Origin of the sequence: Sulfidibacter corallicola, from assembly GCF_017498545.1 — a bacterium.
Classification (GTDB): domain Bacteria; phylum Acidobacteriota; class Holophagae; order Acanthopleuribacterales; family Acanthopleuribacteraceae; genus Sulfidibacter; species Sulfidibacter corallicola.
The window spans coordinates 5,965,001-5,981,042 of the sequence record NZ_CP071793.1 but is presented as its reverse complement, the minus strand read 5'-3'; the positions used below and the strand labels follow the sequence as shown (position 1 = coordinate 5,981,042).

The following is a 16,042-nucleotide window of genomic DNA, read 5'->3' as shown; positions in this document are numbered from 1 at the left end:
CTAACACCTTGCCGTATGGAGATGACTTCGAGAACCCTCGAGGGTCATTCCCACGCCGTTGCCGATCGAAATCGCGGCCACGATGTGAGATGCAGCCTTGAACCGATTGGCGAGTAACCACGCCAACTGGTCGGCCAGGAGCGACTCGTTTTTCCAACAGGGATCCGCCGCATCGATCCAAGCCTGGCACCGACTGAGAAGGTGCACACGGGACGGTTCCACCAAATCGCGATTCTGCCGAAAGACCATGAGTTCGTGAGCCAGTTGCGACAAACTCATATAACCCCCCAATAAAGACGTCGTCAAAGTTCGCTGGACGGCCCGAAGCCCAAAGTTCACCTTCGGCCTTCGAACTCGGTTCGGGTTTTTGGGTGCATCACCCAATGGCAGGGATAGGAGCTTCAGGGAACGGTAGCGCCACAAACGGGTGACGATCGTTTCCGGTGACGATTTGGTACTTCGCGTTCTGCATTTGCATGGCTGCTTGTCTCAAGCGCGAGATCCGAGGTTGTCGGGTAGTTGCAGGTATCCTTACCTATACCTTCGTAACCCGAAGGGAAAATGGCTCATCAAGTTTTTTAACGTCACCAACTTTTTTTCACCAAGCGGACCTACACGGCTGTTAAGCCCATCGCGAAAAGTTGTTACCTCGCTTATTTCCAAGGTATTGCGAACCAGTTTGAAAAACACGACTTTCATGTCGCAAGATTCGAAACCCAGGGTTGGCCAACCTCGAATTCTTCAAAACGTGGGATAGCACACAAGGATAACCAATGCGTGTTTGACGGTGAGATTCGTCATCATGGAGAATCATGCACTCGATCCAAAATCTCACCGGCTCAGCAAGTGCGTTCGCACGCATATACCTGATTTTTTACATTTCCTCACGGATGACATCACCTGTCTCCGGTTCCATAGGCGATCCTTTCGGGGAAAGGCGTGGCCCACGAGGTTGCACGCGCCATACCTCGCACTTCCAAACCACTCTAACAAAACGCGTTGAGCGCAGCGTCGTGGTGATTTAGGTTTTGAGGGTGCACTCGATAGGAACCTCGAACTAGAGCTGGATCACACCGGAGCGAAGATAACCAAGAAAAGGTTTTACAAAACCGGAGCCCAAGCATTACAATCCATTTACATTAATATATCAGTAGAATATTCTTCATATCTGCCTCTACCAAGTTTTTCAATAGAGGAGAGATCAGACATGACTCGCTTTTTGGCCAGCATTTCTATCTGCGTTTTGATGGCACTCACCGCCCTTCCGGCATTTTCCGCCTCCAGTCGTCCCACCGACCTCGCCCCTCGCGGCCGCGTTCAACATCGTCCGGCGTTTTGCGCCGAACGCGTCTCGCTGCCTCACCACAAAACCCATCCACCCCGCCCCGCGTGGACCTCCAGGGAGACTCAGGACCGGATCCCCCTGCACCACACGCCCCTGCGCGCCAAAGCTTCCAGTCCCTGTTCCGCGTACGAGTGGGGCAACCTATCCGGTCAAGCCTTCGCCGATGCCGTGGCGGACGCCGATCAATCGTGCCTCGACGTGCTGTGGACCTTCAACGCCGAAACGGCCCGTGCACTATCGAACGATCGCTTGGAGGCCGTCGCCCAACTGACCCAAAACGAAGCCCATCGGCTTCCCGAGAATGCGGTTCGCATCGAGCGGCTGATGTATTTCCAGCAAATCGCCCTGTTCCACGAATGGTACGAGGACGATCTCACCTATCCGTCCGACCTGTTTCCCGTGCTGCAGACGGCCACTGACCGTGTTGCCGCGCAAGGTGCGTTCAGAAACGAAACTTCGGCCATGTCCGCGTTGCGGATGCAATGGTCCGTTTCCATCGACAGCAACGGCGGCAGTCACCGCGTAATCGATACGGTGTACTGGATGTTGACCCGGTTTCGCGACAACCCCGATCTCGCCAAGGAGTACAGAGAACGCCAAGCGGCCTTCAATCTCTTTTCGACGCTGGCTCGGCAACCCGGCATCTACAACGGAACCCACGGCGAAAACAGCCCCTGGTACCGCCTTCTGGACGACCGTTTTCTGAATCTCGTGCAGGACTATGCCCTACAGACACAATACGACGAGAATACCGAGGCCATCGTCAACAACTCCCTTTACGCGCTGGGTAACTTCAGCGTGCTGGAACCCAAAACCTCGCAACGCGCTCACGCCATTCTCAGTCAGGCCTATTACAACCAGGAAGTCCATTCCGGTCCCTGGTTCAACGCCCTGAACTACTTGTCCTGGTATTACGAAGCCACTCTTTCCGACGGCACCCAACTCGATTTGGACGCGATCAAGGCCGAGGTCCACGCTCTGGCGCTCCCAAATACCTTCGTATTCGACGAAGGACGCGTCACGTTCAAGACCGCGATCTCCTACGCCAAGGCGGCGCAACTCTACGACGCCATGCAGGAAGTGGAAGCGCAATTCTTCCGCAAGACCACCTTCCTGGAGGAAACCCCCGGCGACACCAACGAGAACGCCACCCTTGTCATCTACGCCTCCCCCGACGACTACCAAAAGTTCCAGCCGTTCCTTTACGGCACGGACACCAACAACGGCGGTATCTACATCGAGAATTGGGCAACCCTTTTCACCTACGATCGCACGCCCGATCAATCCTATCTGACTCTGGAAGAATTGCTCCGCCACGAGTACGTCCACTATCTGGACGGTCGCTACGTCGTGGTTCCCAGCTTCGGTGAAGGGGAAATCTATCAGGGCGATCGCCTGACCTGGTACGCGGAGGGGCTGGCTGAATTCCTGGCCGGCAGCACCCGCGAACACGAGGTGCTCCCCCGTCGCATCTATGCGGAGCACATTGCCGGAGACAGCCGGCGCATGACCGTGGCCGAGATCGTGCGGGCCACCTACAGTTCCGGTTTCGACTTCTATCGGTATTCGGGTTACCTGTTCACCTACCTGGATGCCGAGCAACCGGACCTCCTGGCCGAACTGCTCGACGGAGTTCGCAGCAACCAGGCCGCCAAGGTCGATGCGATATATCTGCGCATGGCCAACGACGCCTCGTTGCAACAGGGATACACCCAATACCTCGATACACAGATCGCGGCGCTCCAGGACGGGAGCGGCCTGTTCGCCGAGGACGTCCCTACGGCACGCACGCCCGACAGTCTCCCGGCCGACAACGCCGGCGACATCGAATCCATTCTCGGCAGCACCGTGCAAGCTCAGATGACCCAATTCCGGACGTGGAAAGGTCGTTATCAAGCTTCCTTCACCCTGACCAAGAACATCCAACAATCGGAAGGGGCGACTCGGGATCAATTCGAACAGAGCATGGACGATGCCTTGGCGGCGCTGAATCCCTTGGGCAACAACTTCATCTCCGCCGTATCCTGGTTCGGCAGCCTGAATCGCAGCGGAAACCACGTGACAGCCACCTGCGTCATCGAAGGCCCGTTCAGCACCGAAGGCTCGACCGACAATACACCGCCCTCGGCTCCCACCGGCTTACGCGCCTCGGGTGAAATCGGCGCCATCGCGCTGAGCTGGAACGCGAATACCGAGCCCGACCTCTCGGGGTACACCCTACATCGGTCCGAACATGCCGAAGGCCCTTTCTCGGCCATCGCCGAATTAAACGCCGATGCGACCACCGCAACCGACACAGCGGTCACTCCTGGCCAAACCTACTACTACCAGGTGATTGCGCAGGACTTCGCCGGCAATGAATCCAATCCCTCCAACAGCACATCGGCAAGTGCTAGAGACGACGGCGGTGACGGCTCCGACGGTGGTGATGGTGGCGATGGTTCCGACGGTGGTGATGGCGGTGACGGCTCCGACGGTGGTGATGGTGGCGATGGTTCCGACGGCGGCGACGGTGGTGGCCTACCGGCTACGCCCGTCAACGTCACAGCCACTTCGGGATCGACAGGCATTCAGGTCACCTGGCGAACCGGCGACGACCCCAATCAGAGCGATCCCACCCTCGCAGGATTCGTCATCTATCGCTCCACCCCCTCGGTCGGCTGGACGCGCATCAATCAGGAGCCCATCAGCTCGACCCACTATTTGGATGGTGATCTGATTCCAGGTGAGTGGTATTACTACTCGATTCGCGCCATCAGCCAATCCGGCTCTTTGTCCAACTATTCGGATATCGCCTATGCCCAGGCTCAGGAAGGCCATGGCGACAGTCAACGGATCTTGTTAGTCAACGACTCCACCTACGGCAACGACAGCTATCTCCAAAGTTTCGCGACAATTCTCGACAGCAACGAAATCGAATACGAGGTCTGGGAGATCCGCTCCCAAGGTCCCGTCACCGACCTGAGCCCCTATCTCGGCGGGATGGTCATCTGGTCTTTGGGCTACTACCACCCCGATCAGGGCAACCACTTCGATGCATCCCAGCGCGACATGATCCGAAACTACTTGAGCCGGGGCGGAAACTTGGTTCTTTCGGGTGCCTATGCATCGCTCTACCTCGACGACACACCTCTGTTCCGGGATTACCTCCACGCCACGCATGTCGCGCATGGCGGGCGCGTGCCGGGAATCGTGCCGATCGACGGCGGCATCCTCGACACGCCCTATTGGCTGTCGCTCGACAATGTTTGGTACCAAAGCGAGGTGGATATCCAGCCGCCCGCAAAAGCCTGTTACGCGTACGACGGCTATTACGGGCAAAATCGTTCGAGCGGTACCGCGATCTTCACCGTCGAAGACGGGTTCCGCGTGGTCTACTTCACCATGCCGTTCGGTCATCTGTCTGAACTCGCGCGTGAGGAACTCCTGCTTCAGTCGGTGAACTGGATGATCCCAGGCCTGCTGGCCGAATAACCGGAAACGCATCCCCCCCTCTGATGGGGTGGTGTACCGACCAATGGAGGCCCGGGTTCCAGGAACTCCGGGCCTTTTTGCATTGTGTCTCCCATCGCCACGCGTCGCAGTGGTCGCCGAGTCGGCTTTGGAACATTATGCCGCCTTCATTCTCATGCCTGTTTGAACTAGACTGATCACAGGACCGCGAACCGCGTTCTTTGGATGGGCCATGGGAACGAACAACGCTTTTTTCACATTTTCCGGGAGTGTTCGGGACTTTCTGCCGAAAGGAACGACACCTGCGCGTATGTCCTACTCCTTCCAGGAACATCCTTCGGTCAAAGACGCCATCGAGGCGATCGGGCCTCCCCACCCGGAGGTTTGTGCCATTGTGGTCAACGGCCGGCCCGTCGACTTCGGTTACCAGTTATTCGAGGGCGACGTCGTCGAGGTCTTTGGTTGCGACGCCATCCCATCCGGGTTTCCCGAAGATGCCTTGCTCCCAAATCATCCCGGAGAACGGCCAAGGTTCGTTCTGGACGTCCATCTGGGCACCCTGGCGCGCTATCTACGCATGTCCGGATTCGACACCCTGTATCAACGCGAGGATTTGGGTGACGAACGCATCGCGGAGATCGCGGGAAAAGAACGCCGAATCGCCTTGTCCAGAGATATCGGCCTGTTGAAGAGGGGTCGTGTCGAATACGGTCATTGGTTGCGCAGTACCGATCCGCGCATTCAATTCACCGAGCTGGTCTCCCGTTACCCGATGAAAGGTTACCTGGGAACCCAAGTGCGTTGCAGCCATTGCAACGGCCGCATCGCCAATGTGGACAAGGAGCAGGTACTTCATCGACTGCCGCCCAGTGTCCGCGACCATTACGACACCGTTTACCGTTGCGAATCTTGCGATCAGCTCTATTGGCAAGGCAGCCATTACGTGAAATGGCAAGGCTTCCTGGAAACCCTCTGAGCTATCGATTACTTGAAAAGAGAATCTTCGAAGTCGTCCGTATTGCAGATACGAAGACCTCGGTGCAGCATCTTCCCGAGGAAGACATCGCCCAGTTTCTCGAAGCCCGGCACACTACTGGTACAGTCCCGCAAAAGCACAAACCGCGAAAACGCTTCCGCATCCACCTCTTCTACCAAATCCAACAGAGTGCTTGCCAAGCAATGGCTCAAGGCCTCTCCGGCCACAAAGACGCGCGTGATGTCTTCTCGGGTGAGGCGCTCGATCAACGCCCGGTTGAGCGAAGTCTCCTCATCTTGGGGATCGGGAACTTCGGCGCGTAACGCGCTGTAGTGTTCGGTCCCCACATTGGTGCCTTTCAAGATGAAATCGACCGGTCGGCCCACGTCGGATTCCCATTGTTTCAACTCTTCGAACAGCCAGGGATACACGGCGTGACCCGTGCTGCCCAGGAGACAGTGAGGCGGCCAGATCGTCAGTTGGTAACGACCGGAATCGTGCAATGTGGCCACATACCGCTCCGCATGTTCCTGCCAAGACGGTTGGGCCGTGCGCCAACGACCGGAACTCAAATCCTCGATGCCGATCTGTGAAAAGAGCTCGGGATGATTGCCCTCGGCATCCACCCAGAAAGGCGGATGGGAAATGTCCCAGTGGTGGTGGCTGTCCATGGTGACATGAATGCTGGAAAACCGATGGCGCCAAGTGGCGATAAAGCGCCCGAGCCGCTCCATGTCGTTTTCGGCGCCAGGCACGTAGAGCGCGCCGGTGGGGTCGCAAAAATCATTCTGAGGATCGATGATCAGCAGCGCACAAGTCATGGTGCCCCCCTTCAAAGATTTAGTGTATTTTAAACACTAAGGCGCGAGATGTCAATCTACCGGCCAGGAAGCGGGGCCTTCACATCCATCATCGAACGTTCGCGTCGTTCCGATAAATTTGAACCGCCAAAACGGGGTATGCCCAAACAAAAAAGGCCTCCCCGAAGGGAGGCCTTTCAAGTGATCTGAAAAGATCCTTATGCCATGCGGCGCTTTCTCATGTAGACCAGACCGGACGCCATGAGCAGGGTGATGAAGGCAATCATGCCCCATTCGCCCAAGGTGGGTACGGTGCGGATGGTGCCGCCGGCGGGATCCTGACCCTGCTGACCAACACCGAACACGGCGTCGGCGGGAATCAGGTAGCTGGCAGTGCCTTCACAGAGATCTTCACCGCAATCGGGAATGTCGATGTCGATGGTGTCGATCACGTTACCGTTCAGATCGCTGACGGTGACGGTGTAGGTGCAGCCCGGGGTACCCAGGATGGTGATGGTGCCAACCGTGCCCGGCTCACCGGAAACGTCGACCATTTCGGGAGGCGCACAGTTGATGTCGATGACCCAGGTACACTCGGCGGTTTCACCGTCGGGGTTGGTGATCACGGCAGTGATCGTTTCGTCGCGAAGCGCGGTGTGGGTAGCGGTCCAAGTGGTTTCGTCGCCTACGGTAGCACCCTGAGTCATCGCGGTACCGCCGATGGTTGCGGTGATCGCACCTTCGGAAACCAGGGTCAGGGTGATGACGGTGCCGACATCGACCGGAGTGGCGGTGGAGTCGGGATTTTGGGTGGTTGCGCCACACGCGGGAGCGACAAAGTCGAGCGTACACGTTTCGACGTCGGTGTCCGGATTACCCGAGCTGTCGAAACCTTGAGCGGTGATGGTCACGGTCGTCGCGGTGCCCACGATGGGATCCAGAACGACTTGCGTGGCATCTGCGGGCAGGTTTTGGGTTACACCATTGTAGACGACTTCCCAACCGGTCACGTTGTTACCGGCCAGAGGAATCGTCACGGTGCCGCCGATGGTGGCTTGAGGAACCGTGGCGCAGTTCACCAAGTTTTCGGGGGGATCGGTCACGAGCTGGAAGCTGTCGGTAGCGGACTGACCGTTGGGGCCAGTTACCATGACGGTGTAGAGACCCAGATCGTCCGCATCGATACCGGTGATCGAATAGGGGTCGTCGTAGGTCAGGGTTACACCGGAAGTGGAGGTAGGCGCGTTAAGATTGACCGGGCCAGTGAAACCAGGGGCAGTGGAAGTCATTTGAGCGAAACGGGAGTTACCCGCGTCGTAAACCACGTTGGACATGGTGACGTCGATATTGGTGTTACCACCCTGAACCGGCTGAGAATCGGCTGCGACCGTAACGGTCGGAGCGTTCCACTCGGTCCCCACGGAACAGGAACCACCGAAGATGGGCTCACCGGCCGGAGCGAAGAATACACCGTACGTCACTGTGTAGGTGACATTGCTGGCGGCTTGGGGAGAGTTGTCGGTAGCGGTATTGATGGAAAGCGTGGACTGGGTACCGGTAGCCGAGAAGGTGTTGTCGTAACCGTCGGAACCCTGAACACGAATGTCGGTGACGGTTGCGGCGTGATCGAAGGTGAAGTCCAAAGCACCACCGTTACCACCGGCTTGGGGATCCAGGAAGTTGATGCCTACGGCACCACCACGCAGGGTGGGGCGTGCACCGGCAGTCGCGTTGGCGTCAACCACGGAAGCACCGGAGCAGTCGACGGCGCTGAAGATATCGATGTGACCGATAGCTTCGGTGACGTCGAAGCGGCGAGACTGGGGAACGCGGCGACCAGCGGTACCGTCGTCGAACTGGTAGAGGTTGGGATCAATCAAGCCACCGTCGACGAGGTCGGATGCCTGAACGGTGATACGACCGACCGCGGGGTTGGCCACGATGGGAATCTCCAAGACGCCAACCATGATGTCGGTGTTCTGCGGACCGTCAACCAGGATGGAACCCGTGAAGCTGACAAACGTGGCGGATTTACGGGCCACGACGCCATCGGTTGCGTTGTTGGTGAAAATGGTGGCGTTTGCATTACCACTTTCGAAATCAACAGCAGCACCGCCTTCGGTGGCTTGGTTGAAGATCAACCCGCAGGAAGGCGTGTTGCCGCCACCACCGGTGTCGGTGAGATCGGTACCGGGGTTGGTGAGACCGGTCGTGGAGTTGGTGAAGGCGTTGGCGACGATCACGTCGGAACCAAAGCCACCATCGACCAGCGCTTCATCGCCGGACAACTGAACGGACCAGCTTACCTGAAGAAAATCCCGGTTGGCCTGATCAGGGTCATTGATGAAAATCGGAACCTGAATACAGGCTGCGGAGGTAATGTCGGCAGGGTCGACTTGAACGCTACCGATTCTCAGCTTAACTGTGCCTTGGGGGCTTTGGCCGAAAGCCGGCACAAAAGCCGCTGCCATCAAGGCGCAGAGAACGATTGTTCTGATTTTAGTTACCATTTAATTACCCACCATCTCTTGTTTTTTGAGGTAAAGATTCATCGTCAGAGACACACCAATAAAATGAATGATTCACTCAATGACCACTCATTCTAATGAGTTATACGCCTCAAAACAATTCAAACAGAATGTTAAGGGGCAAACGAGAGAACAGCCAATTTTATCACTCTGGGGAGGCTGCAGGTTGCATGCCAGCCCCCGTCTCCACACAAGAGACGAGCGAATAAAATTGGCTGTCCCGATTGAACCATTTACTGGTTCTTCACACCCAAATGATCGCGGTTACCGGCAACGGTGAGCGCTTCATTGCGAGCGTTGAAGTTTTGCACATCGCCCAGGGCCCAAGAAGCGGCACCATCGGTTTTGTAAGCGATGTTGAGCGCCGGGAATACGGCGTCTTCGAAATTGCTGTTGAACAGAACGTAGCGCAGAGCCTGCTCGTTGGCGTGGTACTTGGCGATCGCGTTCCAGCCATCGGCCACGGCAGCGTCGGAGAGCTTGATGTCTTCGAACAGCTCACCTTTACCGTTCAGGAAAACCACACCGGAGTAAACCGCGCCGGCACCGTCCATGGCGTCGATTTTCAGAGAACCGGTGCCTTCGTTCAGAGCTTCGAAGTTCAGGTTCTTGGACAGGCGGGGCAGAGAGCCGGCAGCGCGAGAACCACAAGGCAGAAGGTCGCCCGAGCTGACGTTACCGTCGCAGTTGCAGTCGAGACGCGTGAGGAACTCGTCGGCGCTGATACCACCCAAGGTGCAACTTGCACTCGCTTGACCGAAGAAGATGCAGCGAGCCGAGGGCAGAATGTCCGCAGGAGTCACATTGCCGTCCAGGGTGGAATCGGCCTTTACGACGGTCGTGCTGGTGTTGACGAAGTTCACTTCCAAATCGGCGGCGGTCCAGGTGATTTCACCCTGGAGTGCGGCAGTGGCGTCGCCCTTGGCGATGATGTGACGGCTGGAGCCGCTGTCGGCGGCGATCAGACGGATCACCTCGGTGGAGGAGATACAGGCCGGCTCGTCACGAGCACCGGCGTTGCTGTCGCTGTTCAGGGAAGCGCTGTAGTCCTGGCCACGAACGAAGCAAGCTTCGCCCAAAACGATGCTGCCGCTGGTGGGGCGATCGCTGGCGGCGGTCACGACGATACCGTAGCGGTAGGAACCGGCGAGGCTGCGCAGCGTGGTGGAAGTGTCTTCACCGTTTTCGTTGGCGGGCAGTTTCTGGAAGTTCTCGGTGTTCCAGCCGGTTGCACCGGAATCGATGCGGTAGGGCGCGTTGGCGGTGCCGACTGCGTTCTTGTTCGCCAGCATCAGGAAGGTAGGCGCGGTGATTTGGTACTCGGCGCCGCCCAAGGCGAATTCGTTGTTCAGGTTGTTCAACATGATCTGCAAGCAGAACGCCTCGCCGGCGGTAATCAGGCTGGCGTCGATCGTGTCGGCATCCACAAAGCCGGGCGTGCCGGTCTTGGCTCTCAGCTCCAGGCTGGGCTGTGCCATCGCAAAGGATGCGCACAGCACAACAAACAGGCATAACAGTTTTCTCATCGTCGTTCCTCCTAGTTGTGAACACAAATAATCAATTTTTTCTCAATACGGCCAAGCCACAAGGGCTCCCATGGTCGTCGTGCCCGACCCGTATAGAACGAAACCTGCTACATTTTCAGGTGATTCTACCAGGACCACGTCACCCGCGGCAATCGAGGTCTCGAAGAGAGTGGACACCAGTTGGACGAGTTTCTCTTTTGGCTCGATGGTCACCTCTTGGGTTTCCTTGACCGTTCCGTCGGCAGCAACCAGACGGGCCGTCGCCACGGCGGCGCTCGAACCGGGATTGATGATGGCAACACCGGTCCATCCCCCTTCGCTGACGCCATCTTCAGTGTGGGGAATGGCCAAACGATTAGAAAGGCCGGAAATACTTTCGAATCCTGCAAATTGATCGGCGGGCGCCCAGGTTCCGAACAGCTCGTAGCCGATCATCGGAAAGGAAGAGGTGACGCGTAACCAGGCGGCATCGTCGCCGAAGGGAATGCTGTCACTGCTGACGAGGAAGGTCCTCTTCTCCCCGGCCGCGAAGGATTCGACCTGTCCCGTTCCAATCAACTGACCGGAGGTGTCGAATGCCTCGAACTGGATATCGGCGCTGCTTTCGCCCAAATTGATCACCACGATACCCGTCCAAAAACGGCTCGTATCGCTTGCGATATGTACAAAATACAATTCCTGGGAAGCCTGGCTGCTCAAGCCCACACCCACGGACTGGCGCAGGCCGGACTGGGCGGTTCTACCAAAGACTTCAGCTCCGATCATACGCGAATCGTTGGCCTCATTCAGTGACAGAGACCCCCATCCGGGGCCTTGAATGGTGCCGCCCATGGCATCGGCGAAGTTGAAGAACGCGTGACTGCCGGACGACAGATCCTCCACGTCGAAACCGTCCGTTTCCGTCGCATCGAGAAACAGGTTACTGGTCTCGGTGGAGATGTTGGCTGCGGCACCCAGAGTGTAGAACGTGTTCAAATCGGCGGCGATATGCGGTACGTAAAGGAATTCCGCCGCGCTGCTCACCGGGTTCAAGGCCACCAGCTCTTCACCGTCGCGGGCGCGAATGTTGGCGACACCGCTGCCGGCCGGTCCCGTGTTCGAGGCATCCCAGGAAAGTGTGGCGACCGCCCAACCACTCTCCAGCGATTCGATGGTGTGGCTGAAGCTGGCGAGAGCTCCCAATTCTTGCACCAGGGGCTCGTCCACGCGAGAACCGTCGCGATCGAAGATCAAGAGCGTCATCTCCACGGACTGGTTCTCCAGATTGGTGACGCCCAGGTGGGTGATCTTCTCCGTTCCGGAATCGGCGAGCGGAAAGAACAAGTAGGATTCGCCGTTGCGCTGTTCGGCTCGCGCGACGCTCACCTGTGCGGTCGCGTTGTCGAAACCCTGAGCCTGAAAAGCCAGATTTTCGGTCACGTCTTGTCCGGGGAACAGGAAGTCGCGATCGGGAATCAAACGAACGACCTGCGTTTCACCGGCGGCCACACTCCCCTCTTCGGGCGTGATGGTCAGCCACTCCGGAGCCTGGGCCAGGCTCCAGTTGAAGGCCTGGTCGGTATTGGCGCTCAAACGGACCTGCAGGGAGCCGGTGGTCGACCCGAACGGAATCTCGGTGGCATTCAGCATCAGCGAAGGCGCACCGGTCACGGTTACCACCGCATTCGCCGACGATTCACCACCCGCACCGGTCGCGGTCAAGGTGTAGGTGGTCGTCTCGGTGGGACGCACCGTCAACGTATTTGCCGTGGTTACGTCCAGGTTGCCGGGGTTCAAGGTCAGGGAGGTCGCGTTTTGGACATCCCAGCTCAAGGTGCTCGACTGACCGGCCAGGATTTCCTCGGGGTTCGCCGTGAACGAGTTGATGCGCGGCTTGCTGGCGACGAGAAGGGTGGTCTTCACCAAAACCTCGTCGTCCTGGTTCGAAGCGAGCAGCGTATATTCGGTGGTCTCCGTGGGACTGACGATCACGGATCCTTGAGAATCCACACGACCGATCCCGTTGTCGATATCGACGGCATCGGCGTTGTCGATGTCCCAGGCCAGGGTCGCCGACTCACCTTCCGCGATTTGGCTGGGCGTGACGGAAAAGTTGTTGACGACCGGGGCTCCCGCGGAAGAGACCGTCACCGTCACGCTTTGGCGTGCCGTACCGAACTCGTTGGTTGCCGTCAATTGGTAGGTTGTGGTGGCATCCGGCGAAACGGACCGGGATGCGGAACTGTCGACCGTACCGATCCCCTGGTCGATGGACACGAAATCGGCGTCACGCACGGTCCACTGAAGGGTCGAGCTGCCATCGGGCGCGATGGTCGAAGGGTTCGCACTGAAAAGGTCGATGACCGGGGGATCGCCGGAATTGACCGGGATCACGGTAACGCGAACCGTGGCCTGCACGTTGCCCTGACTGTTGCTGGCGGTCAGGGTGTAATCTGTCGTTACGCTTGGTGACACGACTCGATTGCTGCTGCCGGGGACGCTGCCGACGCCCTGATTGATGGTGACGCTGGTGGCGTTGCTGACCGACCAGGAAAGCGTGCTGCTGGAACCCACTTCGATGGTGGTGGGATTGGCGGTGAAGCTGTTGATCACGGGCAGGTCGTCAGGGGGGTCGCCGTCTACGGTAACACTGCCGATGTTCACGGCAAGTGTTCCGTTGGCGATGTTCAATTCGATACCGCCCTGAAGGCCCACCAGCGAAGTTTGACTCTGGTTGACCGTAAATTGAATCGTACGGCCTTCTGCGGCCGCGGAAGGCACCAGGCGCAGCTTAGCGACCAAATCACCGGGCGAGGCGGCGCCAAGCGTCAGCGCCATACTTTCGTTGAAGCCCACTCCCAAAGCGGAGGTGCCGTTCTGGACTTCACTGAAATCGATGAAAAACAAAGGATTCTGGGAAGTGGTGAGGCCAGCCCGCTCCCACTCAACGCTGTCGACGAGCGAAGCGTCGAAGCTGAAGCCAATGTTGAATCCAAAAAAATTGCTCTCGGCCTCGTCGTCGGTATCGAGAACCGTGCCCTGCACATCGCGAACAAAAAGGCTCAGCTCGACGGCCGATCCGGCGTTACCGGAGCCACCTTCCAAGGTAAGTGCGTCTTGCGCGAGGGCCGAAAAGCTAAGGGCGGTAATAAGAAAAGCGAAAAAACCTAGTCGTTTACCGTAATCAATAGTCGTCATCAGTGCTCTCTTCTTCCGCTTTAGGGGTTGGCCTACACTCAGCTAAGACTCCATCGGACGAAATTATTCTCAAGATTTCTCGAAAAAATCTTCCCATGTTTCCCAACTCAGTCAGACCCACCTTCCAAAGGATGGAAACGGGAATGAATTTTCGCCAAGCGTTCCTTGGCGACTTCGGTATAGATCTCGGTAGTTTTGAGATCCGTGTGACCTAGCAACATCTGGACCGCCCGCAAGTCGGCTCCGTGATTCAGCAAGTGGGTTGCGAAGCAGTGTCTCAGCACGTGAGGAGAGATCAAGGAACGATCGATCCCCACCTGTGTCGCGTACTTCTTGACGAGCTGCCAGAACGCCTGGCGGGTCATGCCGGTGCCGAATCGGTTGAGAAAAACGTGTTGCGACGATCCCTTCAACAAACGAGGCCGGCCTTCGGTCAAGTAGGTTACCAAGGCGGATTTGGCTCGTGCACCGAAAGGCACCAAACGCTCCTTGCCACCTTTTCCTAGAACGATGAGGAATCCGGGATCCATTCTCAGTTGGGATTCCTGCAAAGAAACCATCTCGGTGGCACGAAGACCGCAGCCGTATAAAATCTCGAGCATCGCCCGGTCACGCAGGCCGAAAGGAGTCTGCGTGTCCGGAGCGCCCAGGAAGGCATCCACGGCTTTTTCGTTGATGACCTTCGGCAGCCGCTTGGCGGGGAAGGGTGCGTCCACCCACTCCATGGGATTCTTGGTGATGATCTGACGCAACAACAGAAACCGGCACAGACTCCGCAGCGCCGAAAGCCTGCGCGCTCTACTCCTGCGGGACACACCGGCCCGGCTCTGCAACTCCAGGAATTCCTTCACGTGATCGGGCGCCAATCCCCCCAGATCGCGGGCGTCATAATACTGTAAAAACAATCGGATATCCGTCGTGTAACTCTCGACGGTATTGACGGCGAGCTTTCGTTCGTAGGATAGATAATGCGTGAAGGCGGAGAAGACATCGAGATATTTCTCCGGCAACGAAGCCTCGGGCGCTCTGCTCATCGGGTCACCACTGGAACCAAGTTGAAACCAGAAGGTTACTTTACCTTAGATCGATCCGTTTTACTTACGCGGGGCGAAGAAACGTGAGGATCGCGACATGCACGCAACGTGGCGGACCCGATCCAGGAAAAGCGCAATGTGCTTGGTGGGATCGCGACGCCTCGCTAGGCCGGGAGGCTCTTCGAAGGATTTTGCTTCGTTGGCGGCGTTTGGGGAGCGGGTGTGCTTCGCTCTTTGGCGCGGATGGCCTTCGAAGCTTGGGCTGCTTCGATCAGTTCAGCCGGCGGCTGAACCTACCTGGCCCGACGCCTCTCTAGGCCGGGAGGCTCTTCGAAGGATTTTGCTTCGTTGGCGGCGTTTGGGGAGCGGGTGTGCTTCGCTCTTTGGCGCGGATCACCTTCGAAGCTTGGGTCGCTTCGATCAGTTCAGCCGGCGGCTGAACCTACCTGGCCCGACGTCTCTCTTGGCCGGGGGGCTCTTCGGAGGATTTTACTTCGTTGAAGGCATTTAGGGGGATGGGTGGGCTTCGCTCTTGGATTTGGCGCCTCCCCGAAATCTGGATGCCTTCGTTTTGGACAAAAAAAATGCCGATCCCCTGAAGGATCGGCATTTTTTTTTGTTTAGCTCTGGCGGTGACCTACTTTCCCAAGGCGTCACGCCCCAGTATCATCGGCTCTGTCGGACTTAACTACGGTGTTCGGAATGGGAACCGGTGTGACCCCAACGATCTTGCCACCAGAAATTTCTTTCGAATCGCTCTCATTGCATGACTTCATAGGCCCACAAGCCTCGCGCATTTGAAGGTTAAGCCTCACGACTGATTAGGACTGATCAGCTCCATCTGTTGCCAGACTTCCACCTTCAGCCTATCTACCTCCTCGTCTCGAAGGAGTCTTCAGGGGTTTCCCCAGGGAGATCTCATCTTGAGGGGGGCTTCCCGCTTAGATGCTTTCAGCGGTTATCCCTTCCAAAGATAGCTACCCAGCATTGCACCTGGCGGCACAACTGGTACACCAGAGCTTTGTCCATCCCGGTCCTCTCGTACTAAGGACAGCTCCTCTCAAATCTCCTACGCCCACAGCAGATAGGGACCGAACTGTCTCACGACGTTCTGAACCCAGCTCGCGTACCGCTTTAATAGGCGAACAGCCTAACCCTTGGAACCTGCTTCAGCTCCAGGATGCGATGAGCCGACATCGAGGT

Annotated in this window: 8 protein-coding genes and 2 rRNA genes (1 of these 10 only partly in view); 2 read left to right on the top strand and 8 right to left on the bottom strand. The window is 57.6% G+C overall.

Features of this window, described 5'->3' with window-relative positions; translation table 11 throughout:
• Entirely contained in the window at positions 1-279 is a 279-nt protein-coding gene (locus J3U87_RS18305; RefSeq protein WP_237377225.1) for a hypothetical protein, read from the bottom strand.
• 928 nt (positions 280-1,207) lie between these two features.
• Between J3U87_RS18305 and J3U87_RS18300 the strand changes: the two genes are divergently transcribed.
• Both J3U87_RS18300 and J3U87_RS18295 read left to right on the top strand, forming a co-directional pair.
• Positions 1,208-4,819, top strand: coding sequence for a collagenase (locus J3U87_RS18300; RefSeq protein WP_237377224.1), 3,612 nt, complete (start codon positions 1,208-1,210; stop codon positions 4,817-4,819).
• 211 nt (positions 4,820-5,030) lie between these two features.
• Positions 5,031-5,774, top strand: coding sequence for a Mut7-C RNAse domain-containing protein (locus J3U87_RS18295; RefSeq protein ID WP_237377223.1), 744 nt, complete (start codon positions 5,031-5,033; stop codon positions 5,772-5,774).
• Between the two features lie 8 nt (positions 5,775-5,782).
• Here J3U87_RS18295 and J3U87_RS18290 read toward each other — a convergent pair whose 3' ends face one another.
• The 7 genes from J3U87_RS18290 to J3U87_RS18260 all read right to left on the bottom strand — a co-directional run.
• Positions 5,783-6,595 carry a cysteine hydrolase family protein gene (locus J3U87_RS18290; RefSeq protein WP_237377222.1) on the bottom strand — a complete coding sequence of 271 codons (813 nt, stop codon included), beginning with the start codon at positions 6,593-6,595 and terminating at the stop codon, positions 5,783-5,785.
• A gap of 197 nt (positions 6,596-6,792) precedes the next feature.
• Positions 6,793-8,862: a hypothetical protein gene (locus tag J3U87_RS18285; protein ID WP_237377221.1), complete on the bottom strand. Its 2,070-nt coding sequence runs from the start codon at positions 8,860-8,862 to the stop codon at positions 6,793-6,795.
• 473 nt (positions 8,863-9,335) lie between these two features.
• Entirely contained in the window at positions 9,336-10,628 is a 1,293-nt protein-coding gene (locus J3U87_RS18280) for a hypothetical protein (protein ID WP_237377220.1), read from the bottom strand.
• A gap of 42 nt (positions 10,629-10,670) precedes the next feature.
• Entirely contained in the window at positions 10,671-13,805 is a 3,135-nt protein-coding gene (locus tag J3U87_RS18275) for a BACON domain-containing protein (protein WP_237377219.1), read from the bottom strand.
• A gap of 107 nt (positions 13,806-13,912) precedes the next feature.
• Positions 13,913-14,839: a site-specific tyrosine recombinase XerD gene (gene xerD / locus J3U87_RS18270; RefSeq protein ID WP_237377218.1), complete on the bottom strand. Its 927-nt coding sequence runs from the start codon at positions 14,837-14,839 to the stop codon at positions 13,913-13,915.
• A 624-nt stretch (positions 14,840-15,463) separates the two neighbouring features.
• Positions 15,464-15,579, bottom strand: a 5S ribosomal RNA gene (gene rrf / locus J3U87_RS18265).
• A gap of 60 nt (positions 15,580-15,639) precedes the next feature.
• Positions 15,640-16,042: ribosomal RNA gene (locus tag J3U87_RS18260) — 23S ribosomal RNA — on the bottom strand (it continues 2,582 nt past the right edge of the window).

Bases quoted from the DNA above. Each gene is read 5' to 3' on its own strand.
- J3U87_RS18305 (WP_237377225.1), bottom strand. From the start codon at position 279: ATGAGTTTGTCGCAACTGGCTCACGAACTCATGGTCTTTCGGCAGAAT.
- J3U87_RS18300 (WP_237377224.1), top strand. From the start codon at position 1,208: ATGACTCGCTTTTTGGCCAGCATTTCTATCTGCGTTTTGATGGCACTC.
- J3U87_RS18295 (WP_237377223.1), top strand. From the start codon at position 5,031: ATGGGAACGAACAACGCTTTTTTCACATTTTCCGGGAGTGTTCGGGAC.
- J3U87_RS18290 (WP_237377222.1), bottom strand. From the start codon at position 6,595: ATGACTTGTGCGCTGCTGATCATCGATCCTCAGAATGATTTTTGCGAC.
- J3U87_RS18280 (WP_237377220.1), bottom strand. From the start codon at position 10,628: ATGAGAAAACTGTTATGCCTGTTTGTTGTGCTGTGCGCATCCTTTGCG.
- J3U87_RS18275 (WP_237377219.1), bottom strand. From the start codon at position 13,805: ATGACGACTATTGATTACGGTAAACGACTAGGTTTTTTCGCTTTTCTT.
- xerD (WP_237377218.1), bottom strand. From the start codon at position 14,839: ATGAGCAGAGCGCCCGAGGCTTCGTTGCCGGAGAAATATCTCGATGTC.